18 protein-coding genes are annotated in these 23788 nt (G+C 58.4%); 9 read left to right on the top strand and 9 right to left on the bottom strand.

Annotated elements, in window-relative coordinates; translation table 11 throughout:
• Positions 1 to 31 precede the first annotated feature (31 nt).
• On the top strand, positions 32 to 673 hold the full coding sequence (locus tag BLR25_RS08815) for an ankyrin repeat domain-containing protein (RefSeq protein ID WP_091936677.1): 642 nt from the start codon (positions 32 to 34) through the stop codon (positions 671 to 673).
• 73 nt (positions 674 to 746) lie between these two features.
• Here BLR25_RS08815 and lexA read toward each other — a convergent pair whose 3' ends face one another.
• On the bottom strand, positions 747 to 1346 hold the full coding sequence (lexA, locus tag BLR25_RS08810) for a transcriptional repressor LexA (protein WP_218122689.1): 600 nt from the start codon (positions 1344 to 1346) through the stop codon (positions 747 to 749).
• 158 nt (positions 1347 to 1504) lie between these two features.
• The gene (locus BLR25_RS08805) at positions 1505 to 2707 is read right to left on the bottom strand and encodes an acetate kinase (RefSeq protein ID WP_091936673.1); all 1203 of its coding nucleotides are present in this window, start codon (positions 2705 to 2707) and stop codon (positions 1505 to 1507) included.
• Between the two features lie 429 nt (positions 2708 to 3136).
• Here BLR25_RS08805 and BLR25_RS08800 point away from each other — a divergent pair, with 429 nt between their 5' ends.
• Both BLR25_RS08800 and msrA read left to right on the top strand, forming a co-directional pair.
• Positions 3137 to 6022 carry an adenosylcobalamin-dependent ribonucleoside-diphosphate reductase gene (locus BLR25_RS08800; RefSeq protein ID WP_091936671.1) on the top strand — a complete coding sequence of 962 codons (2886 nt, stop codon included), beginning with the start codon at positions 3137 to 3139 and terminating at the stop codon, positions 6020 to 6022.
• A 178-nt stretch (positions 6023 to 6200) separates the two neighbouring features.
• Positions 6201 to 7376 (top strand): peptide-methionine (S)-S-oxide reductase MsrA, encoded by a 1176-nt coding sequence (gene msrA, locus BLR25_RS08795; RefSeq protein ID WP_091936669.1) that lies wholly within the window; start codon positions 6201 to 6203, stop codon positions 7374 to 7376.
• Here msrA and BLR25_RS08790 read toward each other — a convergent pair.
• Both BLR25_RS08790 and BLR25_RS08785 read right to left on the bottom strand, forming a co-directional pair.
• Positions 7357 to 10515 carry an EAL domain-containing protein gene (locus BLR25_RS08790; RefSeq protein WP_091936666.1) on the bottom strand — a complete coding sequence of 1053 codons (3159 nt, stop codon included), beginning with the start codon at positions 10513 to 10515 and terminating at the stop codon, positions 7357 to 7359. The genes msrA and BLR25_RS08790 overlap by 20 nt on opposite strands.
• A 6-nt stretch (positions 10516 to 10521) precedes the next feature.
• Positions 10522 to 11832 (bottom strand): ABC transporter substrate-binding protein, encoded by a 1311-nt coding sequence (locus BLR25_RS08785; protein WP_176785813.1) that lies wholly within the window; start codon positions 11830 to 11832, stop codon positions 10522 to 10524.
• Positions 11833 to 12096: 264 nt separating this feature from the next.
• On the opposite strand from BLR25_RS08785, the gene BLR25_RS08780 reads away from it, so the two are divergent.
• The 5 genes from BLR25_RS08780 to BLR25_RS08760 all read left to right on the top strand — a co-directional run bounded on the left by BLR25_RS08780 (position 12097) and on the right by BLR25_RS08760 (position 16857).
• A complete protein-coding gene (locus BLR25_RS08780; RefSeq protein WP_091936984.1) occupies positions 12097 to 13245 on the top strand; it encodes an ABC transporter substrate-binding protein in 1149 nt (382 codons plus the stop codon).
• A gap of 167 nt (positions 13246 to 13412) precedes the next feature.
• Positions 13413 to 14306, top strand: a complete 894-nt coding sequence (locus tag BLR25_RS08775; RefSeq protein ID WP_091936662.1) for a branched-chain amino acid ABC transporter permease — start codon at positions 13413 to 13415, stop codon at positions 14304 to 14306.
• Positions 14306 to 15388: a branched-chain amino acid ABC transporter permease gene (locus BLR25_RS08770; RefSeq protein WP_218122679.1), complete on the top strand. Its 1083-nt coding sequence runs from the start codon at positions 14306 to 14308 to the stop codon at positions 15386 to 15388. The genes BLR25_RS08775 and BLR25_RS08770 overlap by 1 nt, the downstream gene beginning before the upstream one ends.
• Entirely contained in the window at positions 15385 to 16149 is a 765-nt protein-coding gene (locus BLR25_RS08765; protein ID WP_091936659.1) for an ABC transporter ATP-binding protein, read from the top strand. The genes BLR25_RS08770 and BLR25_RS08765 overlap by 4 nt, the downstream gene beginning before the upstream one ends.
• Positions 16150 to 16857 (top strand): ABC transporter ATP-binding protein, encoded by a 708-nt coding sequence (locus tag BLR25_RS08760; protein WP_091936657.1) that lies wholly within the window; start codon positions 16150 to 16152, stop codon positions 16855 to 16857.
• A 13-nt stretch (positions 16858 to 16870) separates the two neighbouring features.
• On the opposite strand, the gene pgeF is transcribed toward BLR25_RS08760, so the two are convergent.
• Together pgeF and rluD are read right to left on the bottom strand one after the other, a co-directional pair.
• Positions 16871 to 17629, bottom strand: coding sequence for a peptidoglycan editing factor PgeF (pgeF, locus tag BLR25_RS08755; protein WP_091936979.1), 759 nt, complete (start codon positions 17627 to 17629; stop codon positions 16871 to 16873).
• On the bottom strand, positions 17610 to 18734 hold the full coding sequence (rluD, locus tag BLR25_RS08750) for a 23S rRNA pseudouridine(1911/1915/1917) synthase RluD (protein ID WP_245715505.1): 1125 nt from the start codon (positions 18732 to 18734) through the stop codon (positions 17610 to 17612). The genes pgeF and rluD overlap by 20 nt, the downstream gene beginning before the upstream one ends.
• Between rluD and BLR25_RS08745 the strand changes: the two genes are divergently transcribed.
• Positions 18733 to 19527, top strand: a complete 795-nt coding sequence (locus BLR25_RS08745) for an outer membrane protein assembly factor BamD (protein WP_091936653.1) — start codon at positions 18733 to 18735, stop codon at positions 19525 to 19527. The genes rluD and BLR25_RS08745 overlap by 2 nt on opposite strands.
• Positions 19528 to 19560: 33 nt before the next feature.
• Here the strand turns inward: BLR25_RS08745 and BLR25_RS08740 are convergent, their stop codons facing one another.
• From BLR25_RS08740 to BLR25_RS08730, 3 genes are read right to left on the bottom strand one after another with little or no spacing between them, the layout of a single operon-like run.
• Positions 19561 to 21957 carry a serine/threonine protein kinase gene (locus BLR25_RS08740; RefSeq protein WP_091936650.1) on the bottom strand — a complete coding sequence of 799 codons (2397 nt, stop codon included), beginning with the start codon at positions 21955 to 21957 and terminating at the stop codon, positions 19561 to 19563.
• A 33-nt stretch (positions 21958 to 21990) separates the two neighbouring features.
• Positions 21991 to 22425 carry a DUF3293 domain-containing protein gene (locus tag BLR25_RS08735; RefSeq protein WP_091936648.1) on the bottom strand — a complete coding sequence of 145 codons (435 nt, stop codon included), beginning with the start codon at positions 22423 to 22425 and terminating at the stop codon, positions 21991 to 21993.
• Positions 22422 to 23768: a DNA recombination protein RmuC gene (locus tag BLR25_RS08730; RefSeq protein ID WP_091936646.1), complete on the bottom strand. Its 1347-nt coding sequence runs from the start codon at positions 23766 to 23768 to the stop codon at positions 22422 to 22424. Before BLR25_RS08730 ends, BLR25_RS08735 begins: the two co-directional genes overlap by 4 nt.
• Positions 23769 to 23788 lie beyond the last annotated feature (20 nt).

Genomic DNA, 23788 nt, shown 5'->3' with positions numbered 1-23788 from the left:
GACAAGAACCAAGTGACCACGAGGCACATCCATGAGACAGGAACACTCGGCGCAAGCATTTGGCGCCCTCGCCCGAACACAGCGCTTTATCGCCCTGCTTGCCATCTCGGCAATCTCGGTGAGCGTGGTTTCCTGTGGAAAATCATCCGAACAGACGACGCCTCAAGTCAAGGCCGAGAGCGCCGTTGTTGCCGATTCCCCGCTGGCGAAAGCGGTTGTTCAGGGCGACATTGGAGAAATCCGGACGCTGATTGACGGCGGCGCTGACATCAACGCCCGGGACACACTGGGCAGGACGCCTTTGCACATCGCGGCATTTTATGGCCACACAAGAACCAGCGACTACCTGATCAGCCGCGGCGCCAACGTCAATATAAGAGATCTTGTCGGAATGACGCCACTGCACGTCGCTGTCATCTCGGGCGGCAGACAGGAAGTGGAGCTTCTTCTCGACAAAAAGGCCGATATCAGCCTGAAGTCTGAATCAGGACAAACCGTTCTGCACCTCGCCGCAGCAACCGGGCAGCCAAAATTGACCAAATTCCTTATCGAACGCGGTGCTGACGCAAAAATCAAGGACAACGAAGGAAAAACCCCGTTGTTCTACGCGATTCAGAACAAGCATCCGCAAACTGCAGCGGTTCTGCAACAGGTTACGCCAAAAGAGCAGTAACGGCGGCGACGGCTCGGTCAAGCAGCAACAAAGACCAACGCCACTTCCGCACGAGCACTTTCCCTGCGCCGGCTCAAAAGCCTTCTTGGCTACGGATTAAACCGACAGCGATTCCCTCTATCGCGACGGGTTGTTCGCGCGTATCGACAACGATCGGCTCGAAATCGGGGTTTTCCGCGATCAATTCGACGATTGCCCCTTGTTTTCGAAAGCGCTTTACCGTCACATCCTCGTCAAGGCGCGCCACGACGATCTGACCATTTCGCGCCTCCTGGCAGCGATGCACTGCCAGCAAATCGCCATCGAAGATCCCGGCATTAATCATGGAGAGCCCCCGAACGCGCAGCAGAAAATCGGCACGCGGCTTGAACAGACTGGCATCGAGGGCATATCGCATCTGCACGTTTTCAACCGCCAGGATCGGACTGCCCGCGGCAACGCTACCGATCAATGGCAACCCGAGTTGCTCCACCAGACGGATCCCGCGCGCCGACCCCGGCTCAAGCACAAGCAAGCCTTTCTTTGCCAGTGCCTTGAGATGTTCCTCGGCCGCGTTGTGGGACGCAAAGCCGAAGGCGTGGGCAATCTCGGCCCGCGTAGGGGGCGCACCGAGCACTTCAAGCGAGTTGCGTATGAAGTCCAGGATTTCCTGTTGGCGCGGCGTCACTTTCATCATCGGTCAGTCTCCTCCAATAACTGTATTTATATACAGCAATCGCAAATTGCGCAAGTCAACGCGAGGATGGCACGACAACTTTCGTCACCGGAATGAAAAGAGGGAGGCTACCGCCTCCCTTCTATCGCATCGAAAAACTTTGTCGGCGATCCGACTCAACCCTGCTTGCTGACGATATCGCGTGTGTCGCGTGCGATCACGAGTTCCTCGTTGGTCGGAACCACCATCACCTTGACAGCGGAATCACTCGTCGAGATAAGGACTTCCTTCCCGCGCGAATTATTCGCCGTAGCGTCAAGCTTGATACCGAGCGCGGTCAAGCGTTCGACGACCGACGCACGGAAACTGATACCGTTTTCGCCGATACCACCGGTGAAGATGATCGCATCGACCCGGCCAAGCTCGATGGCATAGGCGCCGATATACTTGAGTGCGCGGTGACGAAGCACGTCGATCGCGAGTTTGGCGCGCTCATTGCCTTCATTGGCGGCATTTTCGATGTCGCGCATGTCGGAGCTGATGCCGGAGATACCGAGCAGCCCAGACTTCTTGTTCAGCGCATTGTCGATATCGGCGAAGGTCATGCCATTGTTATCGGCGAGGAACTTGGGAATGCCGGCGTCGATATCGCCGCTGCGCGTTCCCATGACAATCCCTTCGAGCGGCGTCATGCCCATGCTGGTGTCGTAAGACTTGCCGCCCTTGACGGCGGTAAACGAAGAGCCATTGCCCATATGGCAAGTGATGCAGTTGAACTCGTCCTTGGCGATACCGAGGATTTCAGCGGCGCGCTCGGAAACAAACCGGTGCGACGTACCATGGAATCCGTAGCGACGGACGTGATGCTTCTCGTACCACTCGTACGGGACGGCATAAAGGTACGATTCCGGTGGCATAGTCGCGTGGAATGCCGTGTCGAAAACGCCAACGTTCGGAACGCCTGGAAGCGCCTGCATCATTGCTTGAATACCCGTGATGTTGGGCGGGTTGTGCAAAGGCGCAAGCGGGATATTTTCCTTCAGCGCTTCGATGACATCTTCATTGATAAGCACCGACCCCGAGAACTTCTCGGCGCCATGCACGACGCGATGACCGACTGCCTTGATGTCGGACAGCGACTTGATAACGCCAATCTTGGCATCGACGAGTTTGTCCAGGACACGCTTGATGGCCGATTCGTGATCCGCGATCGCGCCCACTTCGCGGACTTTTTCGCCGCCTGAGGGTTCATAGGCAAGAATCGAATCGTTCATGCCGATTCGCTCCACGAGGCCCGCAGCGACCCGGTTTTCATTCGACATGTCGAGCAACTGGTATTTGAACGAAGAACTTCCGCAATTCAGAACGAATACGAACATGGATTATCCCTTTATGATTATTGCGAGAATGTGAGCACGCGACCCGCGGTCATTTAACACCGAAATCATGAGTTTTGCCAGAATTCAAATCCAACAAGGCTCATGCATGGACGATATTGCAGACTCGAAGAATATCGAGCGCGATGCGAACCGATATCGTACCACATAATGAAATATCAAATCACAATATGGTTTTTTAAAAATCGCAATGCCGTGATTTAAAAGTCATTTCTCAAAACGGGTCAAGAGCGCATAAAACTATATTTAGGCAATATCTTGCGTTACACCACTATATATAGTAGCTTTGCACCTCAAATCGCAGCCAACACGCAGTCCGGAAGACGCCAGAAAAACTGGCATCAAAAAACCACTCGCCTGACAGACTAGATTTGACGAGACCTTCGTACTCATCGATATTCCGAGGAAACAATGAACAATAATTCGCAACAACTTTCCTTTGACGCCATTGCTGATGCGCCTGAAGTCGCTCTGCCGGCGGAACAGGAAATCTCCACCGAGGTGCTGATCGAAAAATATGCCAAAGGCACCGAAATAAACGTCCACGACGTGCGCCGACGCGTCGCCCGCGCACTGGCCGCCAACGAAAACGAAAAGCAGCGTGCCAAATGGGAAGAACGCTTCCTCTGGGCACAGGAAAATGGCTTTGTACCGGCCGGACGTATCAACTCCGCCGCCGGCACACCGCTGGCCGCAACACTGATCAATTGCTTCGTTCAACCGGTGGGCGACTCGATCGTCGAACATGTCGACGGCCGGCCGGGTATCTACAGCGCTCTGGCTGAAGCGGCCGAGACCATGCGCCGCGGCGGCGGCGTCGGTTACGATTTCTCGTCGATCCGTCCGCAAGGCGCGCAGGTCAAAGGCACGCAGTCCCGGGCATCCGGCCCTGTATCCTATATGCGCGTTTTCGACCGTTCCTGCGAAACGGTCGAATCGGCGGGCGCCCGTCGCGGCGCCCAGATGGGGGTCCTGCGTTGCGACCATCCGGACATCGAGGTCTTCATCCACGCCAAGGACAAGGGCGATCTGACCAATTTCAACATTTCGATCGGCGTCACCGACCCGTTCATGAAAGCGGTCGAAGAGGATGGCGATGTCGAACTCGTGCATCGCGCCGAACCCAATTCCGAAATGAAGCTCTCGGGCGCCTATCAGCGTGACGATGGCATGTGGGTTTACCGGAAAATCCGTGCTCGCGATCTCTGGGACCAGGTCATGAAATCGACCTATGACCACGCTGAACCCGGCATCCTGTTTCTCGATCGCATGAACAAGGACAACAATCTCTACTATTGCGAGCAGATCGAAGCGACCAACCCGTGCGCCGAGCAACCTCTGCCCCCCTACGGTTGCTGCTGCCTCGGCTCGATCAATCTGACGCTGTTCGTGCGCCACGCCTTCTCTGACCAAGCCGAGTTTGACTTCGAAGCCTTTGGTGAAGTGATCAAGGTGTCGACGCGCATGCTTGACAATGTCCTGGACGTCACCGCTTGGCCGCTCGAGCGGCAAAAAGAGGAAGCCGCCAACAAGCGCCGTGTCGGACTTGGCTTTACCGGCCTCGGCGATGCGCTGTGCATGCTGCGACTGCGCTATGACAGCACGGCCGCCACCGCGATGGGCGCACGCATCGCCGAATACATGCGCAATGCCGCTTACCTCGCATCGGTAGAACTGGCCCAGGAGCGCGGCGCCTTCCCGCTGTTCAACGCGGAACTCTACCTCTCCGGCGGCAACTTCGCCTCGCGCCTGCCGGCCGAGATCAAGGCTGAAATCCGCAAGCACGGCCTGCGCAATTCTCACCTGCTCTCGATCGCTCCGACCGGTACGATTTCGCTCGCTTTTGCCGACAACGCGTCGAACGGCATCGAGCCGCCCTTCTCTTGGACGTATAACCGCAAGAAGCGCATGGTCGATGGAACGATCAAGGAATACGCTGTAGAAGACTACGCATGGCGTCTCTTCAAGCATCTTGGCGGCGACATCGAGAACCTGCCCGACTATTTCGTCACTGCGCTCGAAATTTCGGCGCAAGCGCACAAAGAGATGGTTGCCGCCGTCGCGCCTTACGTCGACACCTCGATTTCGAAAACCGTCAACGTCCCGGCGGAATATCCCTATGACGACTTCCAGGATCTCTATATGAGCGCCTGGAAATCCGGCCTCAAGGGCCTCGCCACGTATCGTCCCAATAGCGTCCTGGGATCGGTGCTGTCGGTCGAACCGGCCAAACAGGTCGAAGAGAAGAAGCAACCGCAGGATTTCGTCAGCGGTGACGCCAACCGCCGCCTGTCGATCAAGACGCTGCCCGCGCCGGTACTGTCGAGCCTGCGCTGGCCCGGCCGCCCGAGCTTGCCGGAAGGCAACATGGCGTGGACCTACATGATCGAACACGAACAAGGCAAATTCGCCCTCTTCGTCGGTCACGTCGAACAGGAGGGCCGTTCCTGGCCATTCGAAGCCTGGGTCAACGGACCGTCGCAACCGCGCGGCCTCGGCGCCGTCGCCAAGACGCTGTCGATGGACATGCGCGCCGACGATCACGGCTGGCTCAAGCTCAAGCTCGAATCGCTCTCGAAGACGCCCGACGGCGAAGGATTCGACATGCACTTCCCGCCTTACGGCGAACGCAAGCGCATGCCGTCGATCGTCTCCGCCATGGCCCGTCTGATTGAATATCGGGTCGAGCAAATCGGCGCGTTCAAGAAGGAAGGTCCCACGCCGGTGCTTGACGCGCTGTTCAGCATCAAGGAACCGAAGACGGGCACCGACGGCACCCTCTCCTGGACGGTTGACGTCCTGAATCCGGCGACGAACGAAGATTTCGTGCTTGGCCTCAAGGAAATCACGCTGCCTGATGGTGTCACCCGCCCCTACTCGGTCTGGCTCTCCGGCAACTATCCGCGTGCGCTTGACGGTCTGACCAAACTGCTGTCGCTCGACATGCGTGTTCTCGACCCGGCCTGGATCGGCATGAAGCTGCGCAAGTTGCTCGATTATCCCGAGCCGCTCGGTGATTTCATGGCTTTCGTCCCGGGAACCCGCAAGCAACAGACCTATCCGTCGACGGTGGCCTACATCGCCCATTTGATCATCCACCGCTACGCCATGCTCGGCATCCTCGACGAAAACGGCCTGCCGCTGCAGCAGATGGGCATGCTTGAATCGCCGGTGAGCAAGACGGCGCCGAAGCCCACTGCCGGCAAGCTGTGCGCCGAATGTGGCAACCATACGATGATTCGCAAGGACGGTTGCGATTTCTGCACCGCCTGTGGCGCAGTCGGCACCTGCGGTTGATTCAGGACGTGCGAATGCAAGAGTAAAACCCAAGCATTCAGCGCAAGCCAATGAGAAGGCCCCGGAGCAACCCGGGGCCTTTTTTCTTCTGATCACCCACGAAGAGGCATCGATCCAAGACAGAACCTCGCCGCCAAAATAGCGTCAAAGTGCATGACGGTATTCAGGAGAAGTTGAAATGCATGACGGCAAGGAGAGCATCGTTCTCGGCATGGGTTGTTTCTGGGGCGCCGAAAAACGCATGGCGGCGCTCGAAGGTGTCGACGTCGAAAGCGGTTATGCCAATGGCGATATCGACGGTAATTACGAGGCGGTCTTGCAGCACGAAAGACGCCGACAACGGGGACAAAGTTCGCTACGCAACCACGCCGAGGTCGTCCGCGTCACTTTCGATCCGGATCGTGTGGACCTCGAGACTGTCCTCGCGCGCTTCTGGGAAAGTCACGACCCGACCCAGGGAGATCGTCAGGGAAACGACATCGGCTCCAATTACCGTAGCGCGATCTACTTGGAACGTCCCGACCAGCAAGCCGTTGCAGAACAAAGCCGGGAGCGCTACCAGCGCGCCCTGGATGCCGCTGGCAAGGGCCGCATCACGACCGAAATCATGCGGTTGACACGCTATTTCCGCGCCGAAGACTATCACCAACGCTATCTGCAGAAGAATCCGCATGGTTACTGTGGTCTCGGTGGCACGGGCATCCCCTATCCTCGCCAGGATATGCACAAAGAGCACGAAGAACACGAAGGCCTGTTCGTGTTCATGCGAAGCGATTGCGCGGCCGGCCAGCGTCTGGCACGCGACATTCTGACAGACTGGCACGCGCCGCTTCCGGTCACGCCGGTGTCTTTCGACGCGGTACCCACCGGCATCGGACTGAACGAGAAAATCGCGGTTAGCCCGACCATCGTATTCGTCCGGAAATCACGGGAAGTCGCCCGCCTGGCCGGGTATGACGGCAATCCTCTGGCATTCTGGCACTGGCTGGGACGCCATCTGCTGTCGCCGGAACAGCAGAGAATAGCGCTCCAGCATGGCACGGAGCGTCCGTTCACCAGTCCGCTTCTTGATGAAACACGGGCAGGACGCTTCATCGATCCGATCACCGGCGTCACGCTCTTCCGCAGCGCCGCGAAATTCGACAGCGCTTGCGGCTGGCCAAGCTTCTTCATGCCAGAAGACGGTGCATTGAGCTTTCACGAAGACGACTCATTTGGCATGAATCGCATTGAAGTCCGCAGCGCCAGTTCCGGCATTCACCTGGGACACGTCTTCGACGACGGCCCGCCACCCACCGGCCAACGCTATTGCATCAACGGTGCTGTGCTGCGCTTTATTCCGGAGCCTGACTGAGCAACTGAAGCCGGTACGCGCCCAACGCCTGTTCGGTCGACTCTGCCGATAACGGCCTGCTGACCAGGAATCCTTGTACCTTTTCACAGCCGACACGGCGCAGAAAATCGAGTTGCTCGGGCGTCTCGACGCCCTCTCCGACGACATCGAGGCCAAGTTTGTGCGCCAGCAATATGCTGATCTCGCAGATGTCAGATGCACCATTTCCGGCGTCGACATCCTTGACGAACGAACGGTCGATCTTGAGCGTCTGGATCGGAAACTGCCGCAGGTAAGACAAGGACGAATAGCCGGTACCAAAATCGTCGATCGAGAATGACACGCCTTCACTGACGAGGCGGCGAATTACCTTTTCGGTTTCGACCGGAGAGGCCATGGCGATCGATTCGGTAATTTCGAGTTCGAGACAGGACGCCGGCAATCCGGTTCTGGTCAATATGTTGGCGATGCGTTCCGGAAACCCGGGATCGGCAAACTGTGCCGGTGACAAATTCACGGCCAGGCGCACGCCATCGATCCCGCGCGCGCGCCATTCCGCCATCTGCCGACACGATTCCTCGAGGACCCAGTTGCCGATGCGGGCGATCAAACCCGTCTCTTCGGCCATCGGAATGAACTCAAACGGACCAACGAGCCCACGACGCGGATGCTGCCAACGGATCAGGGCCTCTACACAGCAAATCCGGTTATCGAGCAAATCAAGCTGCGGCTGATAATGCAAGATGAATTGCTTTTCGTCGATGGCGCGGCGCAGGTCGGCTTCGAGCGCCAGGCGTTGTTCGGCCTCTTCCTGGAACACTTCCCGAAAGAACTGGAAATTTGCCTTGCCCATCGACTTGGCGTGATACATGGCGACGTCGGCTTTCTTGAGCAACTCGTCAGCCTCGGTGGAATCGTCCGGATAAAGGCAGATGCCGACGCTCGGCGTACTGCGCAGATCGTGCCCGTCAACCCGGTATGGCTCGGAGACGACACTGACGATCTTGCCGGCGACAGTCCCTGCGTCAGAAGGCTGGGCGATATCCGGCAACACGACGACGAACTCGTCGCCGCCAAAACGTGCGACCAGATCGCTTTGCCGGACCACATCGGACAGGCGATGCGCCACCTCAGTCAGCAATCGGTCGCCGATCAGATGCCCAAGGGTATCGTTGATCGACTTGAAATTATCGAGATCGATCAACATCAGGGCGACCCGCGTCCGGTTGCGATCCGCCAGCGCCAGCGCCTGGGCAAGATGCTGTTTGAGACTGGCTCGGTTCGGCAACCCCGTCAGCTGATCGAAAAATGCCAGGCTGTTGATCCGCTCTTCGGACTGCTTGCGTTCGGTTATGTCCTGGATGACGCAGGCAAACTGTCCCGGAGCCGGGCGGAATGCCATCACCTCAAAGTACTTGTCGATGTCCGCCGAATAGTTCTCGTAGGAAACAGGATCGCCGAACAAGGCGACCCGGCCATACGTTTCCACCCAATAGGTTTCAAGCTTCGGAAACAGTTCTCCCGCCGTACGGCCGACCACAGTGCTGGCGACCATGCCGGTCATGCGTTCGAATGCGGGATTGACTGCGAGGAAGCGATAATCGACCGGATGGCCGTCCTTGTCGCAAACGATCTCGTGCAAGGCAAAACCGTTCAGCATTTCGCGGAACAGCATCTGGTAATTCTGGGCTACCCGACTGTATTCCTCCGCTGCCAACTTGGATTCGGTGACGTCGATCATGATGCCACGCAGCCAGCGCGGAACGCCCTCTTCTTCGACCACCGTGACCAGATCGTTGAGCCAAACGATTCGGCCGTCACGGGCGATGAAGCGATATTCGACCTTGAAGTGCTCGCGTACGCTGACGCCCATCGCGTATTGAGAGGGCACCCAGAGCTGATCCTGCGGATGCAGATTCTCTTGCCAGAAACCGGCGACATACCACGCGGATGCCGGATAGCCGAGAATATCTTCGGCCTTGTCGCTGACAAACGAGAAGCGATTCCCCGTGATCTCCCGTTCCCACACGATGCCATCCGTCGTATTGACGAGATCGCGGAAACGCCGCTCCGACTCGCTGAGCTGGCGTGTTCGCTCGCTGATCCTCAACTCGAGCGATTCCTGAGATTTCTTCAGGTTGTCGGCCATCGTATTGAACGACTCGGCGAGGTCGGCAATTTCGTCGCGCGTCTGAACGTCGGCACGCACCGTCAGCTCTCCGCGCGAAATCGCATGGATCGGATGCAGCAATTCACGGATCGGACGCAGGATTTCACGGGTCAACCGACGGGACAGGAAGACGGCCCCCACAATCGAAAGGAAAAATACCGAAGCCATGAACGCAATCGCATTCCTGAACTGATTGCGCATGATTTCGCGGGCGGACATGCCGAACGCCGTCGTCGTCATTTCCAGTTGGCCGGAGAGTTCCCCGAGAACCGCGGTTGTCCTGCGATTGGAGTCGCTCAGAAGCAGAAATTTTTCGAGGCTCGACAGATAGTCGCTCGCATACTGGACAAGGCGATACAAGCGCCGCTGCATCTCGCCTTCGTGTATGTCGTACAAGACGCGATGACGCTGTTGTGCCAATTGGTTGCGCAACTCGCGAACGTCGTCCAGCGAAACGGTCGTAGCATTCCCAAAGCGCTGGATTCGCCATTGGATGCCGACCAGATGCGCTATCAACTCTTCATAAACCGAATGCACGCGACGGTCGTCGTGCTGCAAATTGCCGGCCTTCAACTCCCCGTTGATCCGCTGTCCCAACACCGCCAACTGACTGCCAAGCGCGTCGAGTTGATCGGCCTCCGCGACGAATTTTTGAAAATTGAGGCGGTACTCGTCGATATTGGGCAGCAACAATGCCAGTGAACGCGACTCGTTGCGTCCGGAATAGATCCGTTGGCGAATGCCATCGAGATTGACGAATATTTCGCTGGCAAGTTCGCGCGAGGGCAACTGCGCATACCGGCCGAACGCGCCATTCACCTGATTGATTTCCTCGAGTATCCGGATGCGATCCTGTTCCTGCGCGATTTGAGCAGAAACGACATACGCCGACGGAATGACGACAAAGGCATTCGCCGCGATCAGGATGATGAGCCCGGCAAAGCTCAATCCGATCTTTTCCTTCAGATTCAGGCGACGAAATAGGCTCATGCGCGCTTAACGGCTCGGCGAAAGGGATTTGAAGGACTCGGCCGATCGATCGGCGAGATCATGAACGATCTGCCGATACGAATCGGGGAAAGCCAGGAACTCGGCGAACGCATCCAGACCAAGCGTTGCGACGGCAGGCGGGGCAGCCAGATCGAACGAAAAGGCAAAACGCTGACTCCGCGCGATCTCGTCACGAACACGCCGTTGAATATCGCTGTAAAAACCATCCTCGACACGGACATTGGGCGCCAAGGCACCGGACCCGCGACTGAATGCCTTTTGCGCGTCCTCCTGCGCCATCAGCAACAAGGCCGCTTTGGCTCCCTCGGGGTTGGACGCACGCTTCGGCATGACAAGACCGTCGATCGGACCGATCGACACGCGCGGAATCGCGGGATTGACCACAGGGAACGGGAAAAAGTCGTAATCCGTGCCGGCCTTCCAAGCGTGCTTGGCATTCTCGAAATATCCGATCGTCCAGGTCCCCATCAGCGTCATGGCGGCCTCACCACGGAAAACCATTTCGTTGGCCCCCGCATCCCAGGACAAGTCGTTGGGATGCGGCGCCCGGTTGAAGCACCCCCGATCGATCAGTGTCTTCCAGCGCGCGAAGACAGCAATCACTTTGGCATCGTCGAAGCGTTCCGACCCGTTCATCAATCCCTGGCGAAATTCGAAGGGGGCGGTCCTCAGCAACAACAGGTCGAACCAGAATTGCGCCGGCCACTTATCCTGCGCACCCAAGGCAATCGGAACGACTCCCGCCGCACGAAGGCGGGTGCACGCGTTCAGCAAATCGTTCCAAGTTTCCGGCGGTTTCAGTTTGTATTGGGAAAAAACCCCCTTGTTATAGAAGAAACCGATGTAATGCTGCGTCATCGGGACGAGGTATTTGTGCCCGTCGTAGTCGCTTGCCGCTTGCGCAACCGCGGGTGAAAAGAGCTTGTCGAACTCGCCTTCACGCCACAGGTCATCGATCGGATCGAGCTGATCGATGATCGACGCCGTCCGCGCACCGGCCCAATACGAATACAGGTCGGGCGGATTTCCGGAACGCAAAGTGTCATAAATACTCGATTTGAACGCCTCGTGATCGAGCGAAATGGCTTTCAGCTCATAGCGCGGATGACGTGAATTAAACGTCTGCGCCAATTCGGCGATGCCGCCACTGAGGGAATCGGTGAAATAGTGCAGCAAGGTCACTGCAGTCTTGGGTACAGTCTCTGTCCGCCGTCCCGGCCGGCCGTCGCACCCGCTACCCAGAAAAATACAGATCGACAGGCAGGCGAGCAACACGCCAAGCATGCTTTTTTTCATTTTCTCTGCCCCCCGCGACAAAGCGCCACCAGACTCCTCCATCGACGCAAAAAACGACGGTGGTCGTGCGGCATCAATTATGCCCCATGATTGCATGCCCCAACAGGACAAAAGACAGCGTGCCTGAAGAAAAAACAGGGCTCGACGCGATACCTGGCAAGCATTTGGATGAAGCAGTTGCGCTTACTTCTTGACGCAGAATACCCTGCAATGTAGCATCCGCCGATTGCCCGAAATGGGTTCCACAAATCTGGGAGGATGCGCGTGAAAAAGATCTTTTCTCTTCTGACGCTGGCCGCCATCATGGCTGCAGGCGTTTCCCTGACCGGCTGTTCGAATTCCGGCTCCAGCAGTGATGTCATCAAGATCGGCGTTTTCGAGCCGCTGACCGGCGCCAATGGCGCTGGCGGTGCTGACGAACATGACGGCATCAAGCTCGCCAATAAACTGTTCCCCACCGTGCTTGGCAAGAAGGTCCAGTTGGTCGTCGTCGACAACAAGTCGGACAAGGTCGAAGCCGCCAACGCAGCGACGGTACTGGCGCAGAAGGAAAAAGTGAACGCGGTGATCGGCTCCTGGGGCAGTTCGCTGTCGATGTCGGGCGGCCCGATCTTTGCTGAAGCCAAGATCCCGGCGGTTGCGGTGTCGGCAACGAATCCCAACGTCACCAAGGGTAATGACTACTACTTCCGCGTCTGCTTCCTCGATCCGTTCCAGGGCGTCGTCGGCGCAACGTATGCGGCCAAGACCCTGAATGCCAAGAAAGTGGCGATTATTCGCGAAGTGTCGAACGACTATTCGGTCGGTCTGGCCAAGTTCTTCGCTGACGAGTTCGTCAAGCTGACGGGCGACCAAAAGTCGATCGTCGCGACCGCCGACTACAACACTGGCGACCAGGACTTCACGGCGCAACTCACCAACATCAAGCAGTTTGAACCGGATGTCATCTTTGCTCCGGGCAACTACACCGAATCGGCGCTGATCATCAAGCAAGCGCGCGCCCTCGGCATGAAGGCCCAGTTCATCGGCGGCGACACGTGGGACGTCACTTCCTTCCTGGAAGTCGGCGGCGCAGCTGTCGAAGGCGCGGTCTTCTCGACCTTCTTCGCCAACGACGTACCGATCAACAAGACCTCCGAAGCCTTCCTGAAGTCCTTCCGTGAAGAGTACAAGAAGGAGCCGGCAGCGGTTTCCGCGCTCGGTTACGACGCCTATCTCGTCATCCTCGAAGCGATCAAGCGCACCAACTCGGCCGAACCGCAAAAAATCCGCGATGCGCTGACCCAGACGAAGGATTTCGAAGGGTCGGCCGGGTCGATTACGATCAATGCCGAACGCAACGCCGACAAGGCCGCCGTGTTCAAGACGGTGAAAGATGGGAAGTTCGTCTTCCTGACGACCGTCAAACCCTGACGACTGCGCGGGGCGAAAGCCCCGCCTTCCCGGCAAGATCCTGAAATCCGGATGTGCTGTAGCGATGGCTACTGTTGCATTCGGATTTTCTCTTGCCGGAAGGGAGGCAATTTAGCGTCATTTTCTGGCGAGCGCGACCGTATCGGCGCCGCTTCAGAAGGAACAAGATGGATCTTCAGACTTTTCTGCAACAATTCGTCAATGCACTGTCGCTCGGCAGCTTGTACGCGTTGATCGCAATTGGCTACACGATGGTGTATGGCATTCTCCGCCTGATCAATTTCGCCCATGGCGACGTGTTCATGATCGGCGGATATCTGGCTTTCTATGGCATCAGCACATTTGTCATACCCTGGTGGCTGGCGGTTGCACTGGCGATCGCGCTGACCACTCTTTTCGGCGTCGGCCTCGAACGCGCCGCCTATCGCCCCTTGCGCGACTCGCCGCGCATCTCGATCATGATCAGCGCAATCGGCGCCTCCTTCCTCATCGAGAATCTCGCCATCGTGCTGTTCGATGCCCGGCCCAAAGCCTTCCCGGTTTCAGACTTCTTTGCCGCAAACTACGTCTTCAGCGGCGTCTATGTCGCCGGCATCAGCCTGATCATCCCGCTCGTCACCATCGTGCTGCTCGCCGTGTTGCTGTGGATCGTGCATCGCACCAAGACCGGCATGGCGATGCGCGCGGTATCGACCGACATCGATGCAGCCCGACTGATGGCCATCGACGTGGATCGCATCATCTCGATCACTTTTGCCATCGGCAGCGCCCTCGCGGCGATCGGCGGCATCATGTGGGCGCTCAAGTACCCGCGCCTTGAGCCTCTAATGGGCATCATGCCGGGACTCAAGTGCTTTATCGCCGCAGTCGTCGGTGGCATCGGCAGCATCGCCGGCGCCGTCCTTGGCGGCCTCCTGCTCGGTTTCATCGAATTGATGACCATCGCATTCCTGCCGGAACTCACCGGCTACAAGGACGCTTTCGCGTTCGTCCTGCTCATCGTCGTCCTGCTCGTCAAACCGACCGGCCTGCTCGGCAAGAACCAGGGAGAAAAGGTCTGATGAACATGTCCCCCGTGCTCCACGATACGCAACGCCGCGATCGAATGCTGACGATCGGCGCCGCCCTGCTCGGCCTGGCACTGCTCTTCGTATTCGATTCGATGTTCGACCCATTCACGATGCAGATCTTCAAGCTTTGCGCGATCAACATCATCCTGGCGCTGTCGCTAAACCTGATCAACGGTTTCACCGGACTGTTCAGTCTTGGCCATGCCGGTTTCATGGCGGTCGGCGCGTATACCTGCGCCATCCTGTCGATGTCGCCGGACCAGAAGGCCGCCAACTACGTCCTCCAGCCGATTGTTCCGTGGCTTGCCAACGTACATTTGCCCTTCCTGCCTTCGCTGCTCGTTGCCGGTCTCTTCGCCGGATTCATCGGCTGGATACTCGGCATCGTCGCCTTGCGCCTGCGCGATGACTATCTCGCGATCGCAACACTGGGTTTCTCCGAAATCATTCGTGTCCTGCTGACCAATGCCCAGACCATCACCAACGGATCGCTCGGCCTCAAGGGATTGCCGCGTTATACGACGATGTGGTGGGCATGGGGCTCGGCAATCGCCATCACGATTTTCCTCGTGCTGCTGATCAAATCGAGTTACGGCCGCGCCTTCAAATCGATCCGTGACAACGAGATCGCCGCCGAGGCCATGGGCATTGATGTATTCGGCATGAAAGTCCTGTCGTTCACGATTTCCAGCGCCCTCGCCGGTATCGCCGGTGGACTGCTGGCGCATTACCTGACGACAATCGATCCAAAGCAGTTCATCTTCCTCAAGACCTTCGACATCCTGCTGATCGTCGTACTCGGCGGCGTCGGTTCGATCACCGGCTCGGTCGTCGCAGCCATCGTCGTCACGGTGTCGATGGAAGCGCTGCGTTTCCTCGACGGACCGCTCAACCTTGGCTTCATGGTGACACACGGCATTCCCGGCTTGCGCATGGTCTTCTTCTCGGCGCTCTTGATGATCGTCGTCATCTACCGCCAGCAAGGGCTGATGGGTACGGCTGAATTCAGCTGGGCGTCGCTCTCGCGCATCGGCCTGCTGCCGAAGCGTTCCAGCAAGGAGGCCGCGCGATGAGCACCTTGCTTGAGACGAAAAACGTCAACAAGAAATTCGGCGGCCTCGCCGCGGTGACCGAACTCAACCTGCGGGTCGACGAAGGCGAAATCATCGGCTTGATCGGTCCCAATGGCGCCGGCAAGACGACCTCCTTCAACCTCATCACCGGCGTCTATACACCGACAAGCGGCAGCATCACCTTCGCCGGTCATGACATCACCGGCATGAAGCCGCATGGGATCACCCGGCTCGGCGTCGCCCGCACTTTCCAGAACATCCGCCTGTTCAAGGAGATGAGCGTCCTTGAAAACGTGCTTGTCGCCCAGCACATGCGCATGGGGACCAACATACTTGAGGCGACCCTGCGCCTGCCTTCGTACATGAAGCGCGAGCGGCATATTCACGAGCGCGCTCGCACTTTGCTGGCCGAGGTAGGACTCTCCGAACACGAGAATGCGAAAGCTACCAGCTTGCCCTACGGCAAGCAGCGCCGCCTCGAAATCGCCCGCGCACTGGCGACCGAACCGAAGCTCCTGTTCCTCGACGAACCGGCGGCTGGCATGAACCCGCAAGAATCGGTCGAGTTGATGGAATTCATTCTAAAAATCCGCGACCAGTTCAAGCTCACCATCGTCCTCATCGAACATCATATGCAGGTCGTCATGGGCGTCTGCAAGCGTCTCTACGTACTCGACTACGGCGTCACCATCGCGCATGGCACGCCGGAGGAAATCCAGAACAATCCGAAGGTCATCGAGGCCTACCTGGGAGTGGAATAAATGCTGTCAATCCGTAATCTGTCCGTTCATTACGGCGGCATCCACGCGCTGCGCGGGATCAGCCTCGATGTTCCGGCCGGAAAAATCGTCACGCTGATCGGCGCCAACGGCGCCGGCAAGAGCACGACGCTCAATTCGATCATGGGCCTCGTCAAGGCCGGCAGCGGCTCGGTCAGCTGGAACGGCGAGGAAATGCTCGGACGGCAGACCAAGCGCATCGTCGAATCCGGCATCGTTCTGGTGCCTGAGGGTCGTCGCGTCTTCCCAAACCTGACCGTCGACGAGAACCTGACGCTCGGAGCATTCGCCCGTCATGACAAGGCCGCCATCGAAGCCGATCGCGAACACGTCTTCAAGCTCTTTCCGCGCCTCAAGGAACGCCACAAGCAAAAGGCCGGCACCTTCTCCGGCGGCGAACAGCAAATGCTCGCCGTTGGACGCGCGCTGATGTCGCGCCCGACCGTGCTGATGATGGACGAACCTTCGCTGGGGTTGGCCCCGCTCTTCGTCGGCATGATTTTCGACATCATTCGCCAGATCAATGCCGAAGGTGTCACGGTGCTGCTGGTCGAGCAAAATGCCAAGGCGGCGCTCGATGTCGCCGATACCGGTTACGTCATGGAGACGGGATCGATCAGCTTTTCAGGCACCGGCAAGGATCTGCTGGCCGACGACCGCGTGCGCAAGGCCTATCTCGGCGAAGGCTGAACGCTGTCCGCGCTCAGCGATCGAGCCAGACCATCGTCGCCATTCGACCGGTCTGGCCGTCGCGGCGATAGGAAAAGAACCGTTCGGGATCATTGACGGTGCAGCAGTTTCCGCCAAAGACACGCTCCACCCCGCAAGCAGTCAGACGCTGACGGGCCAACAGGAAGATATCGGCCAACCATTTACCGTCGACCGCCCCCGGAACAAAGGCCCGGGCAGCACCCGCATCGCGCGCCAAGAATGCCCGGCGAACCTCGTCCCCTACCTCGAATGCCGTAGGACCGATCGCCGGACCGAACCAGGCAAGGAGGCGCTCGCCGGGGACCGACATCGCCGCCACCGTCGCTTCGAGCACACCGTCCAGCAACCCGCGCCATCCGGCATGCGCGGCAGCGACGACAAGCCCGCGATCGTCACACAAGAGCACCGGCAGACAATCAGCCGTCATCACCGTACAAATGACACCGGCTTGGCGCGCATAGCCCGCGTCGGCGTCGGGCCGATTTTCTGTGGCCGTAAAAGCTGCCGCATCGACCACCGTCTTGCCATGCACCTGATTCAACCAGCATGGCGTGCCGGACACCAGTTCCTCCAGCCGGCGCCGGTTGGCCAAGACAGCCTGCGGATCGTCGCCGACGTGGTCGCCAAGATTCAGACTCGAATATTTTCCCTGACTGAAGCCTCCATGCCGCGTCGTCGAGAGCGCGCGCACTCCCGCCGGCGCAGGCCAGTCGGGAACCAGACAGGCACCATCACTCCAGGTCGTCGTCATCATCTTCGCTGCCGTCGCCACGGACGTATATAACCTCGGGGCCGTCGGCGAAATCATCCTCGTCCCAATCGTCCTCCGCCTCCTCGGCCATCAGTCGAGCTTCATACGCCTCGGAACGCGCGTTTTCGATCAGCTCGCGCATATCGTCCGGCAGTTCTGATTTCCACAGCATTGACCGCTGCGTCAGCGGATGAACCAGACCGAGACGCCGTGCATGCAGCGCCTGACGCGAAAACACCGGCCCGCTCGGGATCCGGCTCGCACCGCCGCCATAGACCGGATCGCCGACGAGCGGATGACCGATCGATGTCATATGCACGCGGATTTGATGCGTCCGGCCGGTTTCCAGCGCACATTCAACCAAGGTGCAATCGAGGAAGCGCTCAACGATCCGATAATGCGTTCGAGCCGGTTTGCCATTCTGGATGATCGCCATTTTGGTTCGTTGCGACGGATGACGTCCCATCGGCGCGTCGACCGTACCGCCCCGTTCAAGCACGCCACGGACAAGTGCATAGTAATAGCGCTTCATCGTACGCGCCTGCAACTGACGCACGAGATCGGTCTGCGCTTCAAGCGTTCGCGCCACCACCAACAATCCGCTGGTGTCCTTGTCGAGGCGGTGCACGATTCCCGCTCGCGGCACCCGTTCGAGTTCGGGCGCGTGATGCAACAAAGCGTTCTGCAAGGTGCCCGTCCAATTACCGCTGCCCGGATGCACGACCAAGCCGGCCGGCTTATCGACAACGATCAATGCCTCGTCCTCGTACACCACATGAATGCCGATGTTCTCGGGCTTCGCGGCCAGCGAATGCGGGTCGGGACGTTCGATGATCTCGACCGACTCGCCTCCCCAGAGTTTATGTTTGGGCTCCGTTATCCTGGCCCCATCGATCGTCACACTACCCTCGCGCACCCACTGCTGCAAGCGACTGCGGGAATGTTGCGGACATAGCCGTGCCAGAACCTGATCAAGACGAAGTCCGCCACACTCGGACGGCACACTCAAGCGAAGGGCGGCGTTTGTTGCGCTATAATCTGCCGGCCCTGCAACGTCGCCTCCGATATCGGAAGGCACTAATTTATTTTGCGGAATTTTCATCATGCGTAGTTTAGCGGTTATCGCGACGCTTTTCCTGCTCTTGCTTCAATCCGGATGCGGTCTCTTGCCGGAAACCAAGGACGAAACCATCGGTTGGTCAGCCACGAAGCTGTACTCCGAAGCCAAGGAGGCAATGACCAACGGCTCCTATGACAAAGCCGTCAAGCTTTTTGAAAAGCTCGAATCGCGCTATCCCTATGGCCGTTATGCACAGCAGGCGCAAATCGAAGCGGCATATGCGTACTGGAAAGCCAGCGAGCCCGCCTCTGCGATCGCCGCCTGCGACCGATTCATCAAGCTGCACCCGAATCATCCGAATATCGATTACGTCTATTACCTCAAAGGTCTCGTCAACTTCAACGAAGACCTCGGCCTGCTCGGCGCCATCAGCCAACAGGACATGACCGAACGTGATCCGAAAGGTGCTCGGGAGTCCTTCGATGCCTTCAGGGAACTGGTCACACGCTTCCCCGATAGCAAATACACGCCTGACGCCATCCTGCGCATGAAGTATCTCGTCAATGCGCTGGCAACGCTGGAAGTACACGTCGCGCGCTACTACATGAAGCGGACCGCCTACCTGGCCGCCGTCAATCGTGCACAGTACGCGCTCAAGAATTATCCGGATGCCCCGGCAACCGAAGAGGCCCTGTTCATCATGATCAAGGCTTACGACGAGATGGGCGTGAACGATCTGCGCGACGACGCCGAGCGGATCATGCGCAAGAATTACCCCAATAGCATTTACTACACACGCGGGATCGACCGCAAAACGCCCTGGTGGAAGCTCTGGTAGCATGCGGAGCGGGACAGCATCCGCTCTGCCCGCTCATGACGACTGCTTGATCGCGAGAACAGCCTGGTTGCGCAAGGTGCGCAACAAGGCGAGTTCCCTTTCCGAAATCACGATCTCACCGGCAAGATCCGCATCGGCGTAGATCATCGCAACCGCGACGTTCTTGATCGAGAGCGGGAAAATTACGAATGTCCCGGCGTTGACACCCTTGCGGAACCAGTCGGGGATGCGACCAGTGATCTTGGCATCGCCGGTATCGCTGATCAAAATGTCAACGTTCTTCGACAGCGCTGCATGAAAAATGTCGGGCGTGAATTCGAGCGAGAATTTGAACCGCTGCGCCACCTCTATCGCATCGGGACCGAAACCGAACCGACCGACCATGCGGTTATTTTGGGGATCGCGCACGCAGAGAATGACGCGCTTGAAATTCTTTGCGCGGAACATCGTTTCGAGAATGATGCGCAAGAGATCATTCAGCTTGAACTCCTCGACCAGCGTGTTGCTGATGTCCTGAATTCCAGCCATCAGGATCGCCTCCGAACTGACCACACCATCAGTTGCAGCCGATGCATCTTCGGGAGAGGTCGCTCCAAGCGCCCCCGTCGGCACGCCTTCGGCCAGAATCGTTTCGCCGCCGACTGAACCCTCGCGGTCTTTCTCGGCACCGCTCAGCGTCTTGGCCCCCCAGGCGCGCATCTGCTTGCCGAACACCGATTGTTTCATGTTGATGCCGATGATCGTCGCAAACTGCGATATTTCGACAAAGGACCGGTCGATCGCTTCGCGCAAGCCCTGCTCGCCCTGCGGAAAATTCTCGCCGAAACGCGCCGACATCTTGCGCAACTCGGTTTGCCGCTGATCCGACTCAACCGTCGAAATCATCCCGCAGAGTTCATTGGCAAGCGACGAGAGAACGCGCATGCGTTCCTCATTGGTGGTCGCTTTGCGGACCTTACCGGCCGGCAGTTTGCGCATGGCATTGAAGATCAAGGACGGGAACCCCCAGGACTTGGCGATCCCCATGCCGAGATCCTCGAACGAGACGCCGAGCACCTGGAGCGCCGCCACTTCCTCACTCACCGATTTCTGCTCGACCAAGCGCCGGATCTCCTGACTCTCCTCAACGAAGTGATAATGACAAAGCAGTCGCCCCAAGCCATGGAACAAGGCACAGATGAAGGCCTGCTCGACTTCGCGCGGCGCGTTCTTCTCGCCAATGTCTTTAGCCAGGACTGCCGCCAGATTCGCCCGGAGGAATTCGTCCTTGAGATTCCCGGTTCCCACCTTGTCCTGCATGTGCTCGAACAACATCACCGTGACCGCCATGTTGCGCACGGCGTCGAACCCCAACACCAATACCGCACGCGAGATCGTGCTGATACTGCCGCCTCCGGCCTGCCGATAATAGACCGAATTAACCAGACGCAAGATCTTGTTGGTCAGCGAAAAATCCTTGAGGATCGACGCTGACAGCGCGGCGATACTCTCCTTGTCCGAGCGCGTGATTTTGTTGATCGTGCTGACGGAATCGGAGAGCGCCGGAAAGTCGCTCTTGACACGCATCCGACGCAGCAGGAAGTCGATCGTTCCTTGGGTCGCATCGGCACTCGGCGACGGCGCCGACGGTTTCAGGTAGTCATCCAGAATTTCATGAAACTGGCGCGCAGACGCGATTCGCTGCTCCGGATCACGGGCAAGCGCGCGATAAAGCAAACTCGCCAGCGCTGCATCGACTTCAAGTCCGGCCACCGCAGGCAACCGAATATCTTCAGTCGTCAGGCGGTTGAAGATCGTCTGGCGATTCGTTCCAGCCACCGCTGGCGCACCGACCAGCATTTCATAAAGCACGAGGCCGGCAGAGAAAATGTCGGAACGCTCGTTACTGACGCGTTGGCCAATATACTCAGGCGCCATGTAGCACAGCGTTCCTGACAGCGCGTCAGGCGCCTCGGTTTGCGCTTCGATGCGGCCGGCGATGCCGAAATCCATGATCCGCACCGTGCCTTTGTCATCGATCAGGATATTGCTCGGCTTGAGATCGCGATGAACAATGCCGGACTCATGGGCGTGCCCGATGGCATCGAGCACACCGCCAAATATCGCCAGCGCCTTGGCCGGCGACAGCCGCCCCTCGCGTTTCAACAACTCGCCCAGATTCTGCCCTGGCACATATTCGAAAACGAGATAGGGATCGCCCGACGCCTCGCCGGCCTCGAAAATCGGGACGATATTTGGATGACGTAACTGACTGGCGGTACGCGCCTCGGAAAGCAACTGCTGATTCTGCTGCGGATCATGCCGAGAGAAATGCAGCGTCTTGATCGCCACTTCGCGCTGCAAATGCGGATCCTGCGCGAGATAGACCACGCTTTGGGCGCCACGCCCCAATTCCCGGATAATCTCGAAACGTCCAATGTGCTTGCTCATAGCAGGGCTTCCGGTTCATGACATGAGTATAGCTTACGAAGCATTGATCCACACAAGCAAAGGAGGACGGCCAATACCGCCAACCACGCAAGCGCACTGACCGAATTCGCGTGCCAGACCACAAATTTCTTCCTTCTCGGTATTCAGCAACAACACACCCTCTTCATCCGGCCAATCGCCGTCATCGGCATGATGGCGGGTATGCAGGAACAGGGTGCCAAGCGTATCCACATGCGCCAGCAGCGCTTGCAGGGCACTGGCGTTATCGGCCTCGGCACAGCGTTTGGCCGCCGGATTCGCAGCGGTGACGATCCCCCATGGTCCACCGCCCCGAGTTGCGACAAAAGCATCGAAACCGGGGTCAAGGCGACCGATACGCAATGCAAAAATGCTGTCTTCACTAAAAACCTGATACGTCGTGGCGATAAACGCCGCCTCCAGTCGAGCGTCCTGACTCGACTTCGTCATGACGACTCGGCCGGTTCCGCCACGTCGATTTCTTCAAGACGCCCGATCTGATCCTGCGCATCGGCGACCGACAACGCCTCAACGCCCTTGAGTTTGCGTTCGATCTGTCGTGTTCGCACGCCCGCCGACTCGATACTTTTGGTCGCCTGCTCCAGCTTCTTCCGCGTCGCTTCAAGCACTTCGCCGAACTTTCCGAATTCGGTCTTGACTGCCCCCAACACGGCCCAAACCTCCGACGAACGCTTCTCGATCGCCAGTGTTCGGAACCCCATTTGCAGGCTATTGAGCAAAGCGGTCAATGTCGTCGGACCGGCGATACTGATGCGAGCGTCGCATTGCAACGCTTCGGCCAAACCGGGACGGCGTAGCACTTCGGCATACAGCCCTTCGGTGGGCAGGTAGAGGATGGCAAAATCGGTCGTGTGCGGCGGATCGACATACTTGTCGCGAATCTTCCGCGCCTCGTCGCGCAATCGAATTTCCAACGCGCGCGCCGCTTGTTCGACTTGAAGCGCGTCGGCGCGCTCCTGCGCTTCGACAAGGCGCTGGTAATCCTCGATCGGAAACTTGGCATCGATCGGCAGCCAGACGGGGGCCGCACCACGCCCGCCCGCTTCCCGACCGGGAAGCCGAATGGCGAATTCGACGCGCTCGCTGCTGCCCGGTCGGGTTGCCACGTTCTTTTCGTATTGATCGACGGTCAGCACCTGCTCAAGCAAGGCTTCGAGCTGAACCTCGCCCCAGGTCCCGCGCGTCTTCACATTGGTCAATACTTTTTTCAGGTCGCCGACGCCGGCCGCAAGACTTTGCATTTCGCCGAGTCCCTTATGCACCTGCTCCAGGCGCTCACCGACGAGGCGGAACGATTCGCCCAAGCGCTGCTCCAGCGTCGCATGAAGCTTCTCATCGACCGTCTTGCGCATTTCCTCAAGCTTGCTGGCGTTATCGGCCTGGATGGCCACCAGCCGCGCTTCGACAGCCTGCCGCAATTGCTCGAAACGCTGGTCGTTACTCTGGGTCAGGCGCGACAGTTGCTGGGCGAAACTCTCAAGCTGCTGACCCTGCAAGCTTCCCAATCTTGAGACCTGAGCCGCAAGGCCTTGCGCCAAACGGTCCAATCCCTGCGCCATTTCCTCGCGATCGTGCCGCGATGCCGTCGCCGACTCCTGCCGACCGCGCGCCAACTCCTCCCGCATTTCGCGCGCCACACGCTCCTGTCCATCCAGCAACGCCCGCAGCGACGACGCATCTGCAGCCGATGCTGCGCGTCGCCAGGTAAGCCACTGCAACACCAGAACGCAAGCAAGCAGGCCGAGAACGACCATCAGCAGAAAATCACTCATAAATTCGCTTCAAATTTTTC

The sequence above is a fragment of the Propionivibrio dicarboxylicus genome (genome assembly GCF_900099695.1).
GTDB classification, from domain to species: Bacteria; Pseudomonadota; Gammaproteobacteria; order Burkholderiales; family Rhodocyclaceae; genus Propionivibrio; species Propionivibrio dicarboxylicus.
This window is presented reverse-complemented; position numbering and strand designations above follow the sequence as displayed.

Coding starts and splice junctions, on each gene's coding strand:
- BLR25_RS08815 (WP_091936677.1), top strand. CDS start 32: ATGAGACAGGAACACTCGGCGCAAGCATTTGGCGCCCTCGCCCGAACA.
- lexA (WP_218122689.1), bottom strand. CDS start 1,346: ATGAAAGTGACGCCGCGCCAACAGGAAATCCTGGACTTCATACGCAAC.
- BLR25_RS08805 (WP_091936673.1), bottom strand. CDS start 2,707: ATGTTCGTATTCGTTCTGAATTGCGGAAGTTCTTCGTTCAAATACCAG.
- BLR25_RS08800 (WP_091936671.1), top strand. CDS start 3,137: ATGAACAATAATTCGCAACAACTTTCCTTTGACGCCATTGCTGATGCG.
- msrA (WP_091936669.1), top strand. CDS start 6,201: ATGCATGACGGCAAGGAGAGCATCGTTCTCGGCATGGGTTGTTTCTGG.
- BLR25_RS08790 (WP_091936666.1), bottom strand. CDS start 10,515: ATGAGCCTATTTCGTCGCCTGAATCTGAAGGAAAAGATCGGATTGAGC.
- BLR25_RS08785 (WP_176785813.1), bottom strand. CDS start 11,832: ATGAAAAAAAGCATGCTTGGCGTGTTGCTCGCCTGCCTGTCGATCTGT.
- BLR25_RS08775 (WP_091936662.1), top strand. CDS start 13,413: ATGGATCTTCAGACTTTTCTGCAACAATTCGTCAATGCACTGTCGCTC.
- BLR25_RS08770 (WP_218122679.1), top strand. CDS start 14,306: ATGAACATGTCCCCCGTGCTCCACGATACGCAACGCCGCGATCGAATG.
- BLR25_RS08765 (WP_091936659.1), top strand. CDS start 15,385: ATGAGCACCTTGCTTGAGACGAAAAACGTCAACAAGAAATTCGGCGGC.
- BLR25_RS08760 (WP_091936657.1), top strand. CDS start 16,150: ATGCTGTCAATCCGTAATCTGTCCGTTCATTACGGCGGCATCCACGCG.
- pgeF (WP_091936979.1), bottom strand. CDS start 17,629: ATGACGACGACCTGGAGTGATGGTGCCTGTCTGGTTCCCGACTGGCCT.
- BLR25_RS08745 (WP_091936653.1), top strand. CDS start 18,733: ATGCGTAGTTTAGCGGTTATCGCGACGCTTTTCCTGCTCTTGCTTCAA.
- rluD (WP_245715505.1), bottom strand. CDS start 18,734: ATGATGAAAATTCCGCAAAATAAATTAGTGCCTTCCGATATCGGAGGC.
- BLR25_RS08740 (WP_091936650.1), bottom strand. CDS start 21,957: ATGAGCAAGCACATTGGACGTTTCGAGATTATCCGGGAATTGGGGCGT.
- BLR25_RS08735 (WP_091936648.1), bottom strand. CDS start 22,425: ATGACGAAGTCGAGTCAGGACGCTCGACTGGAGGCGGCGTTTATCGCC.
- BLR25_RS08730 (WP_091936646.1), bottom strand. CDS start 23,768: ATGAGTGATTTTCTGCTGATGGTCGTTCTCGGCCTGCTTGCTTGCGTT.